At 74.0% G+C, this 17,399-nt stretch carries 16 protein-coding genes; 8 read left to right on the top strand and 8 right to left on the bottom strand.

All coding sequences use genetic code 11. The features are described 5' to 3' along the window. The first annotated feature begins 1 nt into the window (after position 1). From kdpF to PP1_RS09335, 8 genes are all read left to right on the top strand, one after another. Positions 2-379 (top strand): K(+)-transporting ATPase subunit F, encoded by a 378-nt coding sequence (gene kdpF, locus PP1_RS31565; protein WP_082399074.1) that lies wholly within the window; start codon positions 2-4, stop codon positions 377-379. Next, the gene (kdpA, locus tag PP1_RS09305; protein WP_010234945.1) at positions 379-2,070 is read left to right on the top strand and encodes a potassium-transporting ATPase subunit KdpA; all 1,692 of its coding nucleotides are present in this window, start codon (positions 379-381) and stop codon (positions 2,068-2,070) included. Before kdpF ends, kdpA begins: the two co-directional genes overlap by 1 nt. Then, positions 2,067-4,166: a potassium-transporting ATPase subunit KdpB gene (kdpB, locus tag PP1_RS09310; RefSeq protein ID WP_010234946.1), complete on the top strand. Its 2,100-nt coding sequence runs from the start codon at positions 2,067-2,069 to the stop codon at positions 4,164-4,166. Before kdpA ends, kdpB begins: the two co-directional genes overlap by 4 nt. Positions 4,167-4,168: 2 nt before the next feature. After that, positions 4,169-4,774 carry a potassium-transporting ATPase subunit C gene (locus PP1_RS09315; protein WP_010234948.1) on the top strand — a complete coding sequence of 202 codons (606 nt, stop codon included), beginning with the start codon at positions 4,169-4,171 and terminating at the stop codon, positions 4,772-4,774. Between the two features lie 17 nt (positions 4,775-4,791). Continuing rightward, positions 4,792-7,329, top strand: a complete 2,538-nt coding sequence (locus PP1_RS09320) for a sensor histidine kinase (protein ID WP_033200063.1) — start codon at positions 4,792-4,794, stop codon at positions 7,327-7,329. Beyond that, positions 7,326-8,021, top strand: coding sequence for a response regulator (locus tag PP1_RS09325; protein ID WP_010234953.1), 696 nt, complete (start codon positions 7,326-7,328; stop codon positions 8,019-8,021). Before PP1_RS09320 ends, PP1_RS09325 begins: the two co-directional genes overlap by 4 nt. Positions 8,022-8,252: 231 nt before the next feature. Beyond that, the gene (locus PP1_RS09330; RefSeq protein WP_010234955.1) at positions 8,253-9,119 is read left to right on the top strand and encodes an alpha/beta fold hydrolase; all 867 of its coding nucleotides are present in this window, start codon (positions 8,253-8,255) and stop codon (positions 9,117-9,119) included. Positions 9,120-9,291: 172 nt separating this feature from the next. Next, positions 9,292-10,356, top strand: a complete 1,065-nt coding sequence (locus PP1_RS09335) for a magnesium and cobalt transport protein CorA (RefSeq protein WP_060573374.1) — start codon at positions 9,292-9,294, stop codon at positions 10,354-10,356. 156 nt (positions 10,357-10,512) lie between these two features. Here the strand turns inward: PP1_RS09335 and PP1_RS09340 are convergent, their stop codons facing one another. The 8 genes from PP1_RS09340 to PP1_RS09375 form a co-directional block, all read right to left on the bottom strand. Next, positions 10,513-11,691 carry an HAAS signaling domain-containing protein gene (locus PP1_RS09340; RefSeq protein WP_075314045.1) on the bottom strand — a complete coding sequence of 393 codons (1,179 nt, stop codon included), beginning with the start codon at positions 11,689-11,691 and terminating at the stop codon, positions 10,513-10,515. Continuing rightward, positions 11,691-12,008 carry a PadR family transcriptional regulator gene (locus tag PP1_RS09345; protein WP_060573378.1) on the bottom strand — a complete coding sequence of 106 codons (318 nt, stop codon included), beginning with the start codon at positions 12,006-12,008 and terminating at the stop codon, positions 11,691-11,693. Before PP1_RS09345 ends, PP1_RS09340 begins: the two co-directional genes overlap by 1 nt. Positions 12,009-13,005: 997 nt before the next feature. Next, positions 13,006-13,887, bottom strand: a complete 882-nt coding sequence (gene mutM, locus PP1_RS09350; protein ID WP_075314043.1) for a bifunctional DNA-formamidopyrimidine glycosylase/DNA-(apurinic or apyrimidinic site) lyase — start codon at positions 13,885-13,887, stop codon at positions 13,006-13,008. Then, entirely contained in the window at positions 13,888-14,637 is a 750-nt protein-coding gene (gene rnc, locus PP1_RS09355; RefSeq protein WP_010232333.1) for a ribonuclease III, read from the bottom strand. 7 nt (positions 14,638-14,644) lie between these two features. Then, a complete protein-coding gene (gene rpmF, locus PP1_RS09360; protein ID WP_010232332.1) occupies positions 14,645-14,827 on the bottom strand; it encodes a 50S ribosomal protein L32 in 183 nt (60 codons plus the stop codon). A gap of 70 nt (positions 14,828-14,897) precedes the next feature. After that, positions 14,898-15,476, bottom strand: coding sequence for a YceD family protein (locus PP1_RS09365; RefSeq protein WP_010232331.1), 579 nt, complete (start codon positions 15,474-15,476; stop codon positions 14,898-14,900). 26 nt (positions 15,477-15,502) lie between these two features. After that, entirely contained in the window at positions 15,503-16,468 is a 966-nt protein-coding gene (locus PP1_RS09370; RefSeq protein WP_010232330.1) for a MinD/ParA family ATP-binding protein, read from the bottom strand. 124 nt (positions 16,469-16,592) lie between these two features. Continuing rightward, positions 16,593-17,369, bottom strand: a complete 777-nt coding sequence (locus PP1_RS09375) for an AraC family transcriptional regulator (RefSeq protein ID WP_033199829.1) — start codon at positions 17,367-17,369, stop codon at positions 16,593-16,595. Between the last annotated feature and the right edge of the window lie 30 nt (positions 17,370-17,399).

A 17,399-nucleotide genomic window follows, 5' to 3' on the forward strand; every position in this document is an offset into this window, starting at 1 on the left:
CATGCGCCGTCGACGGAACCCTGACGACGAACCCTGCTGGGCTCCGGCACACGGACCCGGACGGGTGGCCGCCGCCACAGCGGCGTCAGGAACCCGTAAGGACGAGTGGTCGCACCCGTCAACGGCACGTCATCGGCACGCCCGTACCGGTCCGCCACCGCGCAGGATTCCGCAGCCGCACAACCGCGGCGGGAGTCGAGAAGGGACATGCTGTGGCCGACGTGCTGTACGCCGTGCTGCTGATCGCCGCCTTCGTCGTCCTCGCGCTGATCCTGCGTGGGATGGAGAAGCTGTGATCGCGAACATCGCCGGGGGCCTGATCGCCCTGGCACTGCTGGTCTACCTGGTGGTGGCACTGTTGCGCCCGGAGAAGTTCTGATGGGCGGGCTCTCCGACACCGCCGCCGGGCTGATCCAGCTCGGGGCACTGGTCCTGTTCCTCGGACTGGCCTGGAAGCCGCTCGGCGACTGGATGGCGCGGGTCTACACCGACACCGGGCACTGGCGCGTCGAGCGGGCGCTGTACCGGCTGGTGCGGGTGGACGCCGGCACCGGCCAGCGGTGGACCACCTACGCCGCGGGCGTCCTCGGGTTCTCCTTCGTCTCGATCGTGCTGCTCCACCTGATGCAGCGGCTGCAGGCGTTCCTGCCGCTGGGATTCGGCCGCGGCACCGACGACGCCGACTCGGTGTCGCCGTCGATGGCGTTCAACACCGCGGTGTCGTTCGTGACCAACACGAACTGGCAGTCCTACTCGGGCGAGGCCGTCCTCGGGCACACCGTGCAGATGGCGGGCCTGACCGTGCAGAACTTCGTGTCCGCCGCGGTGGGCATGGCGGTGGCGGTCGCGCTGGTGCGCGCGTTCGCGAGCAGCGGCGCCGACGACGGGCGGATCGGCAACTTCTGGGTCGATCTCACCCGCGGCGTCACCCGGATCCTGCTGCCGATCGCCGCGGTCGCGGCGATCGTGCTGGTGGCCGCCGGGGTCACCCAGTCCCTGCGGGCCGGGGTCGACGTCGTCACCGTCGACGGATCGACGCACACCCTGCCGAACGCGCCCACCGCCTCCCAGGAGGCGATCAAGGAGCTCGGCACCAACGGTGGCGGGATCTTCAACGCGAACTCGGCGCACCCGTTCGAGAACCCGAACCCTTTCACGAACCTGCTGGAGAACTTCCTGCTCCTGCTCGTCCCGGTCGCGCTGACCAGGACGTTCGGCGTCATGGTCGGCCGGGTCCGGCAGGGTGTCGTGCTGCTGTCGGTGATGACCGGCATCTGGGCGGTGTTCACCGCGCTGGTGTGGCTGGCCGAGGCGTTCCCGAACGGCCCGGCCGCGCTGATCGCGGGCGGCTCGATGGAGGGCAAGGAGGTCCGGTTCGGCATCCCGGCCTCGGTGCTGTGGGCCGTCTCGACGACCGGCACCTCGACCGGTGCGGTCAACGCGATGCACGACAGCTTCTCCGGTGCGGGCGGCGGCGTGCTGATCCTCAACATGCTGCTCGGCGAGGTCGCGCCCGGCGGGGTCGGTGCGGGCCTCTACGGCATGCTGGTGCTCGCGATCGTCGCGGTGTTCCTGGCCGGGCTGATGGTCGGGCGGACCCCGGAGTACCTGGGCAAGAAGCTCGGCCGCCGGGAGGTCACGTTCGCCGCGGTGTCGATCCTGGCCATGCCGTCGCTGGTGCTGCTCGGCGCCGGCCTCGCGGTGGTGCTCCCCGGCACGCTCGACGCCCTGAACAACGACGGTGCGCACGGCTTCTCCGAGGTCCTCTACGCGTGGGCGTCGGCCGCCAACAACAACGGCTCGGCGTTCGCCGGACTGACCGTCACGAACGACTTCTTCCAGGCCGGTCTCGGCATCGCGATGCTGTTCGGCCGGTTCGTGCCGATCCTGGCCGTGCTCGGGCTGGCCGGTGCGATCGCCGGGCAGCGGCGCACCCCGGCGGGCGCCGGGACGCTGCCCACCGACGGCGTGCTCTTCGCGGGCCTCGTCGGCGGGACCGTGCTGCTCGTCGCGGCCCTGACCTTCTTCCCGGCACTCGCTCTCGGACCGATCGCGGAGGCACTGTCATGACCGCCCAGACCGTCGCGCCCGCTGAGGACCCGCGGCCGGACACCCCGGCGGCACCGGTCGGTGCCGGGGCGTTCGCGCCCCGGCAGCTGATCGAGTCCGTGCCGGAGGCGCTGCGCAAGCTCGACCCGCGGGTCCAGGCCCGCAACCCGGTGATGTTCGTCGTCTGGGTGGGCTCGGTGCTGGTCACCGTGCTCGCCGTGGTCGACCCGAGCGTCTTCGCCGTGCTGATCGCGATCTGGCTGTGGTTCACGGTGCTGTTCGCGAACCTGGCCGAGGCGGTCGCGGAGGGCCGCGGCAAGGCCCAGGCGGCGTCGCTGCGGGCGACCCAGCGGGACACGGTCGCCCGCAGGCTGATCGAGGGCAGCAGCGACCGTGCGGAGCAGGTGCCCGCCACCGCGCTGACGATCGGCGACCGGGTCGTCGTCGAGGCAGGGGAGACGATCCCGGGGGACGGCGACGTCGTCTCCGGCATCGCCTCGGTCGACGAGTCCGCGATCACCGGCGAGTCCGCACCGGTCATCCGGGAGGCGGGCGGCGACCGCTGCGCCGTGACCGGCGGCACCACCGTGCTGTCGGACCGGATCGTCGTCGAGATCAGCACGAGGCCCGGCGAGTCCTTCGTCGACCGCATGATCGGGCTGGTCGAGGGGGCCGCGCGGCGCAAGACGCCGAACGAGATCGCGCTGACGATCCTGCTCGCCGCACTGACGATCATCTTCCTGCTCGCCGTCGTCGCGGTCGCGCCGATGAGCGCCTACGCCGGGTCCCAGGTACCGGTCCTGGTGCTGTCGGCGCTGCTGGTGTGCCTCATCCCGACGACGATCGGGGCGCTGCTGTCCGCGATCGGCATCGCCGGCATGGACCGCCTGGTGCAGCGCAACGTGCTGGCGACGTCGGGCCGTGCCGTGGAGGCGGCCGGAGACATCGACACCCTGCTGCTGGACAAGACCGGGACGATCACCTTCGGGAACCGGCGGGCCACCGCGCTGCACCCGGTCGGCGGCACCGGTCTCGACGAGCTCGCCCGCGCGGCCCGGCTGTCCAGCCTGGCCGACCAGACCCCGGAGGGTCGCAGCATCGTCGAGCTCTGCGCGGCCGAGCACGCGCTGGCCCCCGAGGCCGACGCCGCCGAGGCCGTCGCGGAGTTCGTCCCGTTCGCCGCGCAGACCCGGATGTCCGGCGTCGACGCGGGCGGGGTGTCCGTGCGCAAGGGCGCCACCGCCGCCGTGCTCGGCTGGGCGGCGGGTGCCGACGACGCGGTCCGCGCCGAGGTGGACCGGGTGGTGGAGTCCGTCTCCGACGGCGGCGGTACCCCGCTGGTGGTGGCGACCGGCACCGACCCGGGCGGGCGGGGCGCGCGGATCCTGGGCGTGATCCAGCTCTCCGACGTGGTCAAGCCGGGGATGGCGCAGCGGTTCGCCGAGCTGCGGGCGATGGGGATCCGCACGGTGATGGTCACCGGCGACAACCCGCGCACCGCGGCCGCGATCGCCGGCGAGGCCGGGGTGGACGACCACCTGGCCGAGGCCACGCCGGAGGACAAGCTCGCGCTGATCCGGCGCGAGCAGTCCGGCGGGCGACTGGTCGCCATGACCGGCGACGGCACCAACGACGCCCCGGCGCTGGCCCAGGCCGACGTCGGTGTCGCGATGAACACCGGCACCTCCGCCGCCAAGGAGGCCGGGAACATGGTCGACCTCGACTCGGACCCGACCAAGCTGATCGAGATCGTCGGGATCGGCAAGCAGTTGCTCATCACCCGGGGCGCGCTGACCACGTTCTCGGTGGCCAACGATCTCGCGAAGTACTTCGCGATCCTGCCCGCGATGTTCGCCGCGCTCTACCCGTCGCTCGGCCTGCTCAACGTCATGGGCCTGTCCACGCCGGAGTCCGCGATCCTCTCCGCGGTGATCTTCAACGCGTTGATCATCGTGGTGCTGATCCCGCTCGCGCTGCGCGGCGTGCGGTACCGGCCGTCCTCGGCGGCGAGCCTGCTGCGCCGCAACCTGCTCGTCTACGGAGTGGGCGGGGTCGTCACCCCGTTCGTCGGGATCTTCCTGATCGACCTGCTCGTCCGTCTGATCCCCGGAGTCTGAAGATGCTGACCACCCTGCGCCGCCAGACCGCGGTCGGCCTGCGCGTGCTGCTCGTCATGACGGTCCTGTGCGGGATCGTCTACCCGCTCGCGATCTGGGGCGTGGCCCGGATCCCGGGCCTGAACGCCCAGGCCGAGGGCTCGATCCTGCCCGGCGGCAGCGGATCGTCGCTGATCGGGATCGACCCGGTCGCCGCCGACCCCGCCGCCGACCCGTACTTCCACACCCGACCGGCCGGCTCGTCGGACGACGTGCTGGGTCCCGGGGACACGACGTCGTCCGGCGGATCCAACAAGGGTGCGTTCGACGCCGAGCTGGTCGAGTCCGTCACCGAGCGGCAGCGGCTGATCGCGGCCCGGGAGGGCGTCGCGCCCGAGGTCGTCCCCGCGGACGCGGTGACCGCGTCCGGGTCCGGCCTGGACCCGGACATCAGCCCGGAGTACGCCGCCCTGCAGGCCCCCCGGGTCGCCCGGGTCACCGGCCTGGACCCGGACCGGGTCCGGGAGCTCGTCGCCGAGGCCACGACCGGGCGCACGCTCGGGTTCCTCGGCAGCCCGCGGGTGAACGTCACCGAGCTGAACCTCGCCGTCCGGGACGCGGACGGCTGATGCGGGATCATTCGTCGATGAGCGACGAGAAGGTGCGCGGCGGGCCGCGTGGCGAGCTGCGCATCCATCTCGGTGCCGCGCCCGGGGTCGGCAAGACCTTCGCCATGCTCGGCGAGGCCCACCGCAGGCTCGGGCGCGGCACCGACGTGGTGGTCGGGGTCGTCGAGACGCACGGCCGGGACCGGACCGCCGCGGCGCTGGAGGGGCTCGAGGTGGTGCCGCGGCGGCGGGTGACGCACGGCGGGGTCGTCCTGGAGGAGCTGGACCTCGACGCGGTACTGGCCCGGCGCCCGGAGGTCGTGCTCGTCGACGAGCTCGCGCACACCAACGCGCCCGGCGGGCGGCACGCCAAGCGCTGGGAGGACGTCGAGGAGCTCCTGGAGGCGGGCATCGACGTCATCTCCACGGTGAACGTGCAGCACCTGGAGTCGCTCGGCGACGTCGTGCACCGGATCACCGGGGCCCGCCAGCGCGAGACCGTGCCGGACGAGGTCGTCCGCCGGGCCGAGCAGCTGGAGCTGGTCGACATCACCCCGGAGGCGCTGCGCAGGCGCCTGGCGCACGGCAACGTCTACCCCGCCGAGAAGATCGACGCCGCGCTCGGGCACTACTTCAAGGTCCCGAACCTGATCGCGCTGCGGGAGCTCGCGCTGCTCTGGGTCGCCGACGAGGTCGACGTCGCCCTGCTGCGCTACCGGGCCGACGAGCAGGTCACCGACGTGTGGGAGACGCGGGAACGGGTCGTCGTCGCGCTCACCGGCGGGGCGGAGTCGGAGACCGTGCTGCGGCGGGCCGCCCGGATCGCGACCCGCTCCGGCAAGGCCGACCTGATCGCGGTCCACGTGCTGCGCGGGGACGGCCTTGCGGCCGCGCCGGTGGGCTCGGTCGACCGGATCCGCCGGCTCGCCGACGACGTCGGCGCGAGCTTCCACACCGCCGTCGGCGACGGCGGGGCGGACGCCGTCACCCGTGCCCTGCTCGACTTCGCCCGTGGGGTCAACGCCACCCAGCTGGTGCTGGGGACCTCGCGCCGGTCCCGGGTGGCGCGGCTGTTCGACCCGGGGATCGGGGCGCGGGTCGTACAGGAGTCCGGTCCGATCGACGTCCACATGGTCACCCACGACCGTGCCGGACGGGTGCTGCGGCTCCCCACCCTGCGGAACGGGCTGCCCTACGGGCGTCAGATCGCGGGCTGGGTGACCGCCGTCATCGGCCCGGCCGCCGCAACCGTGCTGGGCGTCGCGTTCACCGGGGTGGTCGACCTGTCCACCGACGTGGTGCTCTACTTCCTGGCCACGGTGCTCGCAGCGCTGGCCGGCGGCCTCGGCCCGGCGCTGCTCGCGGCGTTGCTCGGCGGGATCCTTCTGAACTTCTTCTTCACCCAGCCCTTCTACTCGCTGAACGTGGCCGCCGCCGGGAACCTGCTCACCGTCGTCGCGCTGCTGCTGGCCGGGGTGCTGGTCGCGCTCGTCGTGGACCGCGCGGCCCGGCAGGCGGAGCAGGCCGCGCGGGCCCGGGCCGAGGCTGCGCTGCTCGCGTCGTTCGCGCGGACCGTCCTCACCAGGGCGGACCCGCTCCCACGCCTCCTGACCAAGGTTCGCGAGACCTTCGGACTGACCTGCGCCGCCCTGCTGGAGCGCGGGCCGGACCGGGCCTGGAACGTGATCGCCTCCGCCGGACCGGTCGGGTGTGGCCGCCCCGAGCAGGCCGACGTCGACGTGCTCGTCGACGACGGCCTGCACCTGATCGGGACCGGGCGGACACTGCCGGCCGCCGATCGCCGCCTGCTGGAGACGGTCGGCGGGCAGGCGCTGCTGGCACTGCGGGGTCAACGGTCCGAGGCCGGTGCCGCCGACGCCGAACGCCGGGCAGAGGTCAACGAGACCCGCGGGGCGCTGCTCTCCGCGGTCGGCCACGACCTCCGGACCCCGCTGACCTCCATCAAGGCCGCGGTCGGCAGTCTGCGCGATCCCGGGCTGCGGCTCCCCGACGACGACCGCGCGGAGCTGCTCGCCACCGTCGAGGAGTCCGCGGACCGGCTCAGCAACCTGGTGGACAACCTGCTCGACTCCTCCCGGCTGGCCGCGGGTGCCGTGACGCCGCTGCTCGCCCCCGTCGGCTACGACGAGGTGGTGGCGACCGCGTTGATCGGCCTGGACGGGGCCGGAGACGTCACGGTCGCGGTCGCGGAGGACGTCCCTGACGTCGTCGCCGACTCGGGCCTGCTGGAGCGGGTGATCGCGAACGTGATCGACAACGCCCTGCGGCACGGCGGGAGGGGCGTGACGGTACGGGCCAGCGCGCACTCCGACCGCGTCGAGCTGCGTGTCGTCGACCGCGGTCCCGGCGTACCGCGGCGGCGGATGGGTGACCTGTTCGCCGCGTTCCAGCGACTCGGGGACCGGGATGCGACCAGCGGCCTCGGTCTGGGGCTCTCCGTGGCACAGGGCCTCACGACGGCGATGGGCGGCACCCTGACCGTGGAGGACACACCCGGGGGTGGACTGACGGTGGTCGTGTCACTGCCCGCTGCGCCGGCGGGAGCCCGGCGGTGACCGGGGTGCGGACCACGGTCCTGGTCGTCGACGACGATCCGCAGATCCTGCGCGCGCTCCGGATCAACCTCGCGGCGCACGGGTACGCCGTACTCCTCGCCGAGGACGGGGCCGCGGCACTGCGCCGGGCAGCGGACGGGCACCCCGACGTCGTCGTGCTCGATCTCGGGCTGCCCGACCTGCACGGGTCCGAGGTCATCGAGGGGATCCGCGGCTGGAGCGCCGTGCCGATCATCGTGCTGTCCGCGCGCGGCGACTCCGGCGACAAGGTCCGTGCCCTCGACGCCGGCGCGGACGACTACGTCACCAAGCCGTTCGGGATGGCGGAACTGCTCGCCCGGCTCCGCGCGGCCGTCCGCAGGGCCGCCGTCACGACCGTGGACGGCGAGGCGGTGATCAGGACCGACGCCTTCACCGTCGACCTGGCGGCGAAGACCGTCGTGGACTCCGGCGGCGGGGACGTCCACCTCACCCCGACCGAGTGGGGGATCCTCGAGGTGCTCGTCCGCAACCGCGGCAAGCTCGTCGACCGGCGGCGGCTCCTGCACGAGGTGTGGGGGCCGAGCTACGACACCGAGACCCACTACCTGCGGGTCTACCTGGCCCAGCTACGGCGGAAGCTGGAGCCGGTGCCGTCCGCACCCCGATATCTGATCACCGAGGCCGGTATGGGGTACCGGTTCGAGACCTGAGCCGGCATCGCCTCGGTGGTCGCGGACGACGACCCCGGGAACGCCGCGACGACGGCCCGGCGACGACACCGGACGCGGCCGTTCCTGATCCCCCGCGGGGCCCGCCCGATCTTGACGGGATCCTGACGGCCCGGGCAGGCCTGCCGCCGCACCCGTGGCTCTACGATCGTCCTCGGTGTGCCGGGAAGTCTGGTCGGCGAGCGGAACCGTCGTTCGCCGGGAGGACCACTCGTGCAGATCTACCGTTCGGAGCCGGGGCGCCGGATCGTCCAGGACTGGTGCCGCGGCGTGCTGGACCGGCACCTGCCCGCCGCCGAGCGGCAGGTCGTGGGTACCTCGCTGGGGCACACCCACCTGACGACCGTCGGCGACGGCCCGCGGGTCCTCCTGCTGCCGGGTACCAACTTCGGCGTCGCAGCGTCCGTCGGGCTCGTCACCGAGCTGGCTGCGACCCACCGGGTCACCGTGCCCGACCTGCCGGGCCAGCCCGGCCTGAGCTCCGGCGTGCGGTACCGGGACGACCGCGTGACGCGGCACCGCCGGTGGTTCGCCGAGGTGCAGGCCCACCTCGGCACCGAGCCGATGGTCGTCGTCGGCGAGTCACTCGGCGCGGCCGTGGCGCTGTGTGCCGAGCCGGCCCCGCGGATCACGGGCATGGTGCTCGTGGCGCCCGCGGGCCTCGTCACGGCCCGGGTGGATCCCGGGGTCCTCACCGCGGCCCTCGGATGGACGCTGCGGCGGACGGAGCGGTGGTCGGACCGGCTGCTGGGAACGATGGACGGCGGCGCGACCGTCCCGGAGCGGGACCGGTTGATCGAGTGGATGACGCTGGTGGCGCGGCACGCCCGCACCAGCCTGGCGCCCGCACCGCTGCCGACGCCGGTGCTGACCGGCTGGGGGCGGACGCCGTTCCGGGTGCTGGCCGGCGCCGGTGACCGCTTCTTCCCGGCGCACCGGCTCGCCGTCCCGGCCCGGCGGATGCTCGGAACGGAGACGACGGTGGTGGCGGGCGCGGGCCACCTGCTCTCCCACAGCTCATCCGGCGCGGTCGTCGCCGCGGTCGCGGACCTGCACCGTCCGGGCGGCGTCACGGGGTGACCGTGCCGGGAGCGCCGCGCGGGCCGTCACCTCCCACCGGAGGTACCCCGGATCTCCCAGCGGGTCGGCGAGGCGGCTCGCGACCGGTCGGCGGAGCGTGAGCGGGGTGGTTACCCTGCACGACGGCCCGGTCGGACACCCGGGAACGCGAGGTCGGCGGGAGGTCGCAGGCATGTCGGTGATCGACAACGCGGTGTACGTCGACGGCCGGCGGGCCGCCGCCCCGGCGTCGGTCGACGGTGCGCTCGAGGAGCTGCACCGCTGCCGGAGCGACCACACCGGCGACGGCGACGGGTCCACCGCCCCGTACAGCTTCTGCTGGATCGGCATGCTCCGCCCGGACGTCGAGGAGATCGAGGAGCTCGCGAAGGAGTTCGACCTCCACTCCCTCGCCGTCGAGGACACCGTCAACGCCCACCAGCGGCCGAAGATGGAGCGCTACGGCGACACCGAGTTCGTCGTGCTGCGCCCGGCCCGCTACGTCGACCGCGACGAGGTCGTGCAGATCGGCGAGGTGCACCTGTTCCTCGGCCCGGACTTCGTGCTCACCGTCCGGCACGCGGTCGAGCCGGACCTCGGCGAGGTCCGTGAACGGCTGGAGCGTGACCCGGAGCTGCTGGCGCACGGCCCGATGGCGGTGCTCTACGCCGTCCTCGACCGGGTCGTCGACGACTACATCCCGGTCCTCGACGGCCTGCAGGACGACATCGACGAGATCGAGGAGCAGGTCTTCCGCGGCGACCCGCACGTCTCCCGGCGGATCTACCAGCTGACCCGCGAGGTGATCGCCTTCCAGCGGGCGGTGGAACCGCTGCAGGAGATCTTCCTCGAGCTGCGCGGCCGGTTCGCGAAATCCGGGCCGAGCCCGGACGTCGAGCTGCGACGGGCGATGCGGGACGTCATCGACCACGCCACAAGGGTCCGTGAGCGGGTCGAGGGTTTCCGGGACCTGCTCGGCAACATCCTCACCGTCAACGCGACCCTGGTCGCGCAGCGGCAGAACGACGAGATGACGCGGCTGACCGAGGCCGGGTTCCAGCAGAACGAGCAGATGAAGAAGGTGTCGTCCTGGGCGGCGATCCTCTTCGCGCCCAGCCTGATCGCCGGCGTCTACGGCATGAACTTCGACTACATGCCGGAGCTGCACTGGATGTTCGGCTACCCGATGGCGTTCGGGCTCATGGTGCTGCTCGCCGTCGGGCTCTTCGCGATGTTCAAGTTCAACGACTGGCTCTGACCGGTCCCGGGCGCCGGGCACGCCCCCTGTGCGTACCCGGCGCCGGGCGGGCCGGGGCACGCTCCCCCTGCGTACCCCCGGCCCGGGTGGCCGGCTCTCCCCCGAGTCCGGCAGGTCCTGTCCCCGCGCTGCAGCGCGGGCCACCCCCGGTGCTGCTCAGCCGCCGGGGCGCGGGGCGGCCGGCGCCGGTGTGGCGGTCGGTGCGGGCGGAGCCGACGGCGGAGCACCCGCCGAGGTGGCGGGTGCGGGCGTCGCGCCCGGGATCGTGACGACCATCGGCGCGGGCGGCGTCGTCACGCACTCACCGGTCCGTGGGTCCGAGGTCCGGGTCCCCCGGGGGTACGGACCGGGCGCGTCCGGCTCGTCGGCCACCGGGCGTCCGCGGACCGGGCAGTAGTCGTCCACCACCAGCGGGGTGCCGTCCTGGTCGAACAGGTACACCCCGGACAGCGGCCTGCCCTTCGCGTCGAACGGGCGCACGTCGGTGATCGACTCGCCGTCGAGCGTGAGCCCGGACGGCGTGGAGTAGCGGACCGGGTCGTCGTCCTCGGCGAGCGCCCCGGCCGCGGCGAACACCAGCCCCGCCGCGAACACGTTCAGCGGCAGCACCGCCCACAGCAGCCGCCGGTCGGACCGGGAGCGGGCCCCGAGCGCGACCGAGAGCGGCACGGCCGCCAGCGAGACGAGCACCGTCACCAGCACCGCCGTGGAGCCGCCCGTCGTGAGCATCACGGCGACCACCCCCGCCGCGACGACGGCGCGCAGCACCCACCACCCCGGCTGCAGGACGGCGACGAACGCCGGCAGGTCCCGCCAGTTCGGCTCGGCCGGGGCACCGTCCCGGACGCGCAGCCGGTCGAGCGCCCGGACCGGTCGCAGCGCCCCCGCCGTCGGCTGGCGCGGGCCGTCCCGCAGCACCGGCAACACCCCGACCCCTGCGACGACGAGCCCGAGGATCAGCGCGAGGCCGCCCTCCGGCACCCCGATGACGCCGCCGAGCGCGGCGAGCAGCATCGCGCCGACCAGCGTGAGCACCGCGAACCGCGCCGCCCAGCGCGGACGGGGCTCCGGACCGGGCGGCGCCGGGAACCCCGCGGCGGCGCGCAGCTCGGCCGCGTACGCCGCGGGGGTCCCGAGGCGCTCGTGCACCGCGGCCCGGTCGTAGGCCTCCCCCAGCTCACCCGCGAGGTCGGCGAGGTGCCCGCGGGCGTCCTCGACGATCTCGGCCAGCTCCGCGGAAGGCAGGTCGGCCAGCGCCGACCGCAACCCGTCGAGATAGTCGGCCGTGGCCGCGTCGTCGATCCGGATCGTCTCGTCGGTCCCGTTCTCGGCCATCACGTGCCCACCAGGCCTTCCATCGTGGCGGCGAACGTCCGCCACCGCGCCGTCGTCTCCTGCAGCCGGGCCCGGCCCGGTTCGTTGATCGCGTAGTACTTGCGGTGCGGTCCCTCCTCGCTCGGGACCACGTACGAGGTCAGCAGGCCCGCGCCGTAGAGCCGGCGCAGGGTGCCGTAGACCGACGCGTCACCGACCTCGGAGAGTCCCGCCGCGCGCAGTGCCCGCACGACCTCGTAGCCGTAGCCGTCCTCCTTGTCGAGCACGGCCAGGACCGCGAGGTCGAGCACCCCCTTGAGCAGCTGGCTGGTGTCCATCGCCCCCTCCTTCTGCGCCGGAGAGTACTATGTGATGCGCAGTAGTGTCGAACGCGTTGCATCCTCCGCCGCATGAGCGACCCGCCTCGCGCCGCTCCGGGCCCCGTTTCGCGGCCCGCTCCAACCCGAGCCCCGCCCCGCACCTCACCGCTCCGTGCCGTGCCCCGCGCCGCGCCGCGCCGTGCCGTGCCGTGCCGCGCCGTGCCGTGCCGCGCCGTGCCGCGCCGCGCCGTGCCGTGCCGCGCCGTGCCGCCCCGTGCCGCGCCGTGCCGCGCCGCTCCGTACCGTGCCGTGCACCGCACCGCACCGCTCCGTACCGTGCCGTGCACCGCACCGCGCCGTGCCGCGCCGTGCCGTGCACCGCGCCGCTCCGTACCGTGCCGCGCCGTTCCCCGCACCGCGCCGCTCCATGCCCCGCAGCGCACCGCGCCATGCCCCGCAGCGCACCGCGCCATGCCCCGCAGCGCACCTCGCACCGGCCCGCACCGTGCTCGCCCCGCACCGCACCGGCCCGGTTCACCCCCGCCGAGATGCAGGTCAGTGTTGCCTAGTGATCGACAATTCGCGCTGTGCTGCATCTCGGCGGTCCGCAGCTCGCGGCGGTTCGCAGCATCGCAGCGGTTCGCAGCATCGCAGCGGTTCGCAGCATCGCAGCGGTTCGCAGCATCGCAGCGGTTCGCAGCATCGCAGCGGTTCGCAGCATCGCAGCGGTTCGCAGCATCGCAGCGGTTCGCAGCATCGCGATGGCACCCCGGCAACGGTGGGCTCCCCCAGCAACCCGGTCGCCGACCCAGCGACTCGCCGGGCACCGCTGCGTCGGCCGAGCGCGCAGCCGGCCCCGGCGACGGGTACGCCATGCACCGCAACGGCCGAGGCCGGCGGACACGGTGTGCCGCTCGAGGGGCGCGGTGCACCGCCCGGCGGCCCGGCACGAGCGCGAGCGTCCGGTGCGCCAGGGCCCGGCACCGGCGCGCGGGTCAGGTGCTCGGCGCGCGGGTCAGGTGCGCGGCGTGCGGGGTCTCGGCTGGCAGCGCGGGCAGGTGAAGGACGAGCGGTTCATGAACGCGTCCCGCCGGATCGGCGTGCCGCAGCGCGGGCAGGCCCGGTCCACCTGTCCGTAGACGTTCAGGGACCGGTCGAAGTACCCCGACGCCCCGTTGACGTTGACGTACAGCGCGTCGAACGAGGTACCGCCCTGGGCGAGCGCCGCGGTCATGACGGTGGTGGCCGCGTCGAGCACGGCGTGCCCCTGTGCCCGGGTGAGCTTCTCGGTGGGCCGCAGGCCGTGCAGTCTCGCCCGCCAGAGGGCCTCGTCGGCGTAGATGTTGCCAATGCCCGAGACCACGGTCTGGTCCAGCAGCGCCCGCTTGACCTCGGTCCGCCTGCGGCGCAGCGCGGCGACGGTGTCGTCGGCGGAGAAGGCCGGGTCCATCGGGTCGCGCGCGATGTGCGCGACCGGCTCGGGCAGCAGGCCCCCGCCGGACGCCGGGGCGAGCGGATGGACCGACAGCCCGCCGAACGTGCGCTGGTCGACGAAGCGCAGCTCGGGGCCGTCGTCGTCGAAACGGAGGCGGACCCGCAGGTGCTTCTCGTCGGGTTCCGCCGGATCCTCGACGAGCATCTGGCCGGACATCCCGAGGTGCGCGAGGAGCGCGTCGTCCCCGGCCTCGGCCGTGTCGAGTTCGAGCCACAGGTACTTGCCACGGCGGGCGGCCGCACGCAGCGTCCGCCCGGTCAGTCGGGCGGTGAAGTCCGCCGAGCCGGTGGGATGCCGCCGGACGGCCCGCGGGTGCAGCACCTCGACGGCGGCGACCCGGCGGTCCAGGACGTGGTCGGCGAGGCCCCGGCGGACGACCTCGACCTCGGGGAGCTCCGGCATCTAGTGCGTGGAGCCGGTGCTCTCGGCCGAGAGGGTGCGCCAGGCGAGCTCGGCGGCCTTCTGCTCGGCTTCCTTCTTGGTGCGGCCCGCCCCGCTGCCGAGGTCACGGCCCCCGACGACGGCGGTCGCGGTGAACACCTTGAGGTGGTCCGGGCCCTCCTCGTCGATCCGGTACTCGGGCACGCCGTGCCCGCCGGCCGCGGTGAGCTCCTGCAGGCTGGTCTTCCAGTCGAGACCGGCGCCGAGCAGCGGCGCACTGTGCAGCAGGTCGGCGAACAGCCGGTGGACGAGCTCGCGGGAGGGCTCCAGCCCGTGCTGCAGGTAGACGGCGCCGAGCAGGGCCTCGGTGGCGTCGGCCAGGATGCTGGCCTTCGACCGGCCACCGGTCAGTTCCTCGCCGCGCCCCAGGTACAGGTAGGCGCCGAGACCGTCGGACGACTCACCGGGAGTGGGCAGCGCCACGGCGACGCCCGCCAGCGCGTGCATGTTGACGACGCTGGCCCGCAGCTTCGCGAGCTGCCCCTCGGGGAGGTCCGGGTGGTCCCGGTAGAGCCGTTCGGTGATCACGATGGACAGCACCGAGTCGCCCAGGAACTCCAGGCGCTCGTTGGTGGGCAGTCCACCGTGCTCGTAGGCGTACGAGCGGTGGGTGAGCGCGAGGGTCAGCAGCTCCTCGTCCAGCTCGACCCCGAGTGCGGACAGCAGAGGAGACCGGTCCGTCACCGGACCGGTCACGCTCTTGTCACCCACTACCGGATCAGGCCGGGCTGGTGACCTGCCGGCCGTCGTACTGACCGCAGGTCGGGCAGGCGATGTGCTGGAGCTTCGGCTCGCGGCACGCGCGGTTCGAGCACGCGACGAGGTTCGGCGCAGTGGCCTTCCACTGCGACCGGCGCGCACGCGTGTTGGACCGCGACATCCGGCGCTTGGGGACGGCCATGATGACACTCCTCGGTACTTCGAACGATCAGGTCTTCCCACCGGGAGCGGGCTCCGCGTGGAGCCCCCGCTCAGTCGGTGGAGGGCAGGCGCTCCTTGAGCGCCGCCCAACGAGGATCCAGTGTCTCATGCCCGTGATCCTGCGGGAGATCGGCCCACCTCTCGCCACAGACGTCGCACAGGCCCGGGCAGTCGGGCCTGCACAGCGGCGCCATCGGGAGATCGGTGACGACGGCGTCGCGCACGGTCTGGGTGATGTCGATCCGGTCGTCGACCAGCCGCGGGATCTCGTCGGCGTCGGTGGTCTCCTCGGTGACCGAGTCCGGGTAGGCGAACAGCTCGCCGATCCGGACCGCGACGTCGTCGCCGATCGGGTCGAGGCACCGGGAGCACTCGCCCTCCAGCCGCGCAGCGGCCGTGCCGGAGACGTAGACGCCCTCGGTGACCGACTCCAGGGAGAGGTCGAGGTCGACCTCCGAGTCCTCGGGGACGGCGATGACGCCGGCCAGACCGATGGCGGCGTCGCCCGACGGGGCGGGCACCGTGCGCTGGACGGTGCGCTGTGTGCCGGGCCGCCGGGCCAGCTCGCGGGTGCTGAACACCCACGGGTTCTCGTCGGGACGGTCTCCGGGCGTGCGATGCGTGCTCATGACCCGGACCAGCGTACGCGCACCGATCAACCCGCCGGTCGCGCGTCGAACGCGTCGGCGACGAGGGCACCGAGCTCGAGGAACGCGTCCGACGTCGCGGGGCGCAGCCGGGCCGGGTCGATCCGGCCGCCGGTGGCCAGGTGCGGGTCGTGCGGGACCGGGACGACGCCGCGCACCCGGCTCCGGAAGTGCTCGAGGATCCGGTCGGCGTCGACCTCGGCGCTGTGCCGGTCGCAGGACAGCACCACGACCGCGTCCGCCGCGAGGCCGGCGTGCCCGTGCGCGACCAGCCAGTCCAGTGTCCTGCTCGCCCGCCCGGCGCCGTCGACGGTGGGGGCGCCGACCACGACGACCGAGTCGGCGCGGGCGAGGGTCCCCTCCATCGCGGAGTGGACCAGCCCGGTGCCCGAGTCGGTGACGATGATGTTGAAGAACCGGCCGAGCAGGTCGCAGACGCGCTCGTACTCGTCGCGGCGGAACGCGTCGCCCGCGGCCGGGTCCTGCTCGGAGGAGAGGACCTGCAGCCGGCCCGCGAGGCTGGTGTACCGGGAGACGTCGGTCCAGGTCCCGACGGACTCCAGGTCGTCGAGCAGCTCCCGGACGGTGACCCGTGAGTCGCCGGTCAACCGGTCGGCGAGGGTCCCGGCGTCCGGGTTCGCGTCGAGGACGACGGCCCGGTCACCACGGTGCTCGGCCAGGGCCAGCCCGAGGCAGGCGGACACGGTCGTCTTCCCGACGCCGCCCTTGACCGACATGACCGCGACCCGGTGCGCGCCGGGCAGCGGCCCGCGGATGCGGGTCAGCAGGGCGTCGCGCCGCTCCTCGGCGTCGCTCGGTCCCGGGTTGACCCGGCCGCCGGTCACGTCGTGCAGCATCCGGCGCCAGCCGGTGCGGGGCCGTTCGGCGCGCGGCCGCAGCACCTCGGCCTCGCGCAGGTCGGGCCGCGCCGGAGCGGGCGGGTACGACGGCGGGTCGACCGGTCGGGTCGTCACGGGGCTTCCTTCCAGCCGATGTCCGTAGCGCTCCCACCAGGTCGTCGGATCGGGCTCGGGCCGGCGCGCCATGGAGCGGAAGAGTAGTACGCCGTTCGGCGCAGCGGGACGGATTCGCCGGGTCTCAGCCGGCCGCGCGTGCGGCCCGCCGGGTCGCGCCCGGCGTCTCCCCGACGACGGCCCGGTAGCGACGGGTGAAGTGGGCCTGGTCGGCGTACCCGAGGTCGGCGGCCAGCGCGGCCAGGTCCGCGCCGGGGTCCTCGCGCAACGTGGTCGCGGCCGACTGCAGCCGCCGGCAGTCGATCAGCCACAGCGGGGTCAGCCCGACGTGCGCGCGGACCAGACGTTCGAGGGTGCGCGGCGCGACCCCGGTCGCGTCGGCGAGCTGGTCGGCGCGGACGAGGTCGGTCCGCTCCTCGGCGAGCGCGCAGGCCCGGTTGACCAGCAGCCCCGCGTCGGTGACGCGGTCCGCGTACGGCCCGAGCCAGTCCCGCACGACGGCGGCGACCGCCCGGTCCGGCTCGGAACCGTGCACCGCGGCCGTCAGCTCCGCGACCGGTGCGCCGGGGAACGGCTCCTCGGCGCCGGTCAGCGCGGCCGGTGCGGTCGTGGTGAGCACCGGCGCCGCGGCCGGGCGGAGCAGCACGCCGGCCACCCAGGAACGGCCGGCGAGCTCACGGGTGCCGACGACGGTCCGCGGCCCGTACAGGTACGCCCCGACCGGACCGGTGACCAGGTTGAACGACGGGTACTGCAGGACCCGCTGGGTCACGGTGCGGCCGTGCGGCACGGTCCAGCGGGCGACCCAGACCCAGCGGACGAGCGCGTCGAGACCAGCCGGGAACCGGGACAGCGCCACCTCCGGTGCGCCCGGGTTCAGGTGTCCCCGCGACTCGACCATCCGCCCCTCCCCACCCGTGACGCCGACGCT

It is taken from the genome of Pseudonocardia sp. P1 (assembly GCF_000178675.2).
In the GTDB taxonomy this organism is placed as follows: domain Bacteria; phylum Actinomycetota; class Actinomycetes; order Mycobacteriales; family Pseudonocardiaceae; genus Pseudonocardia.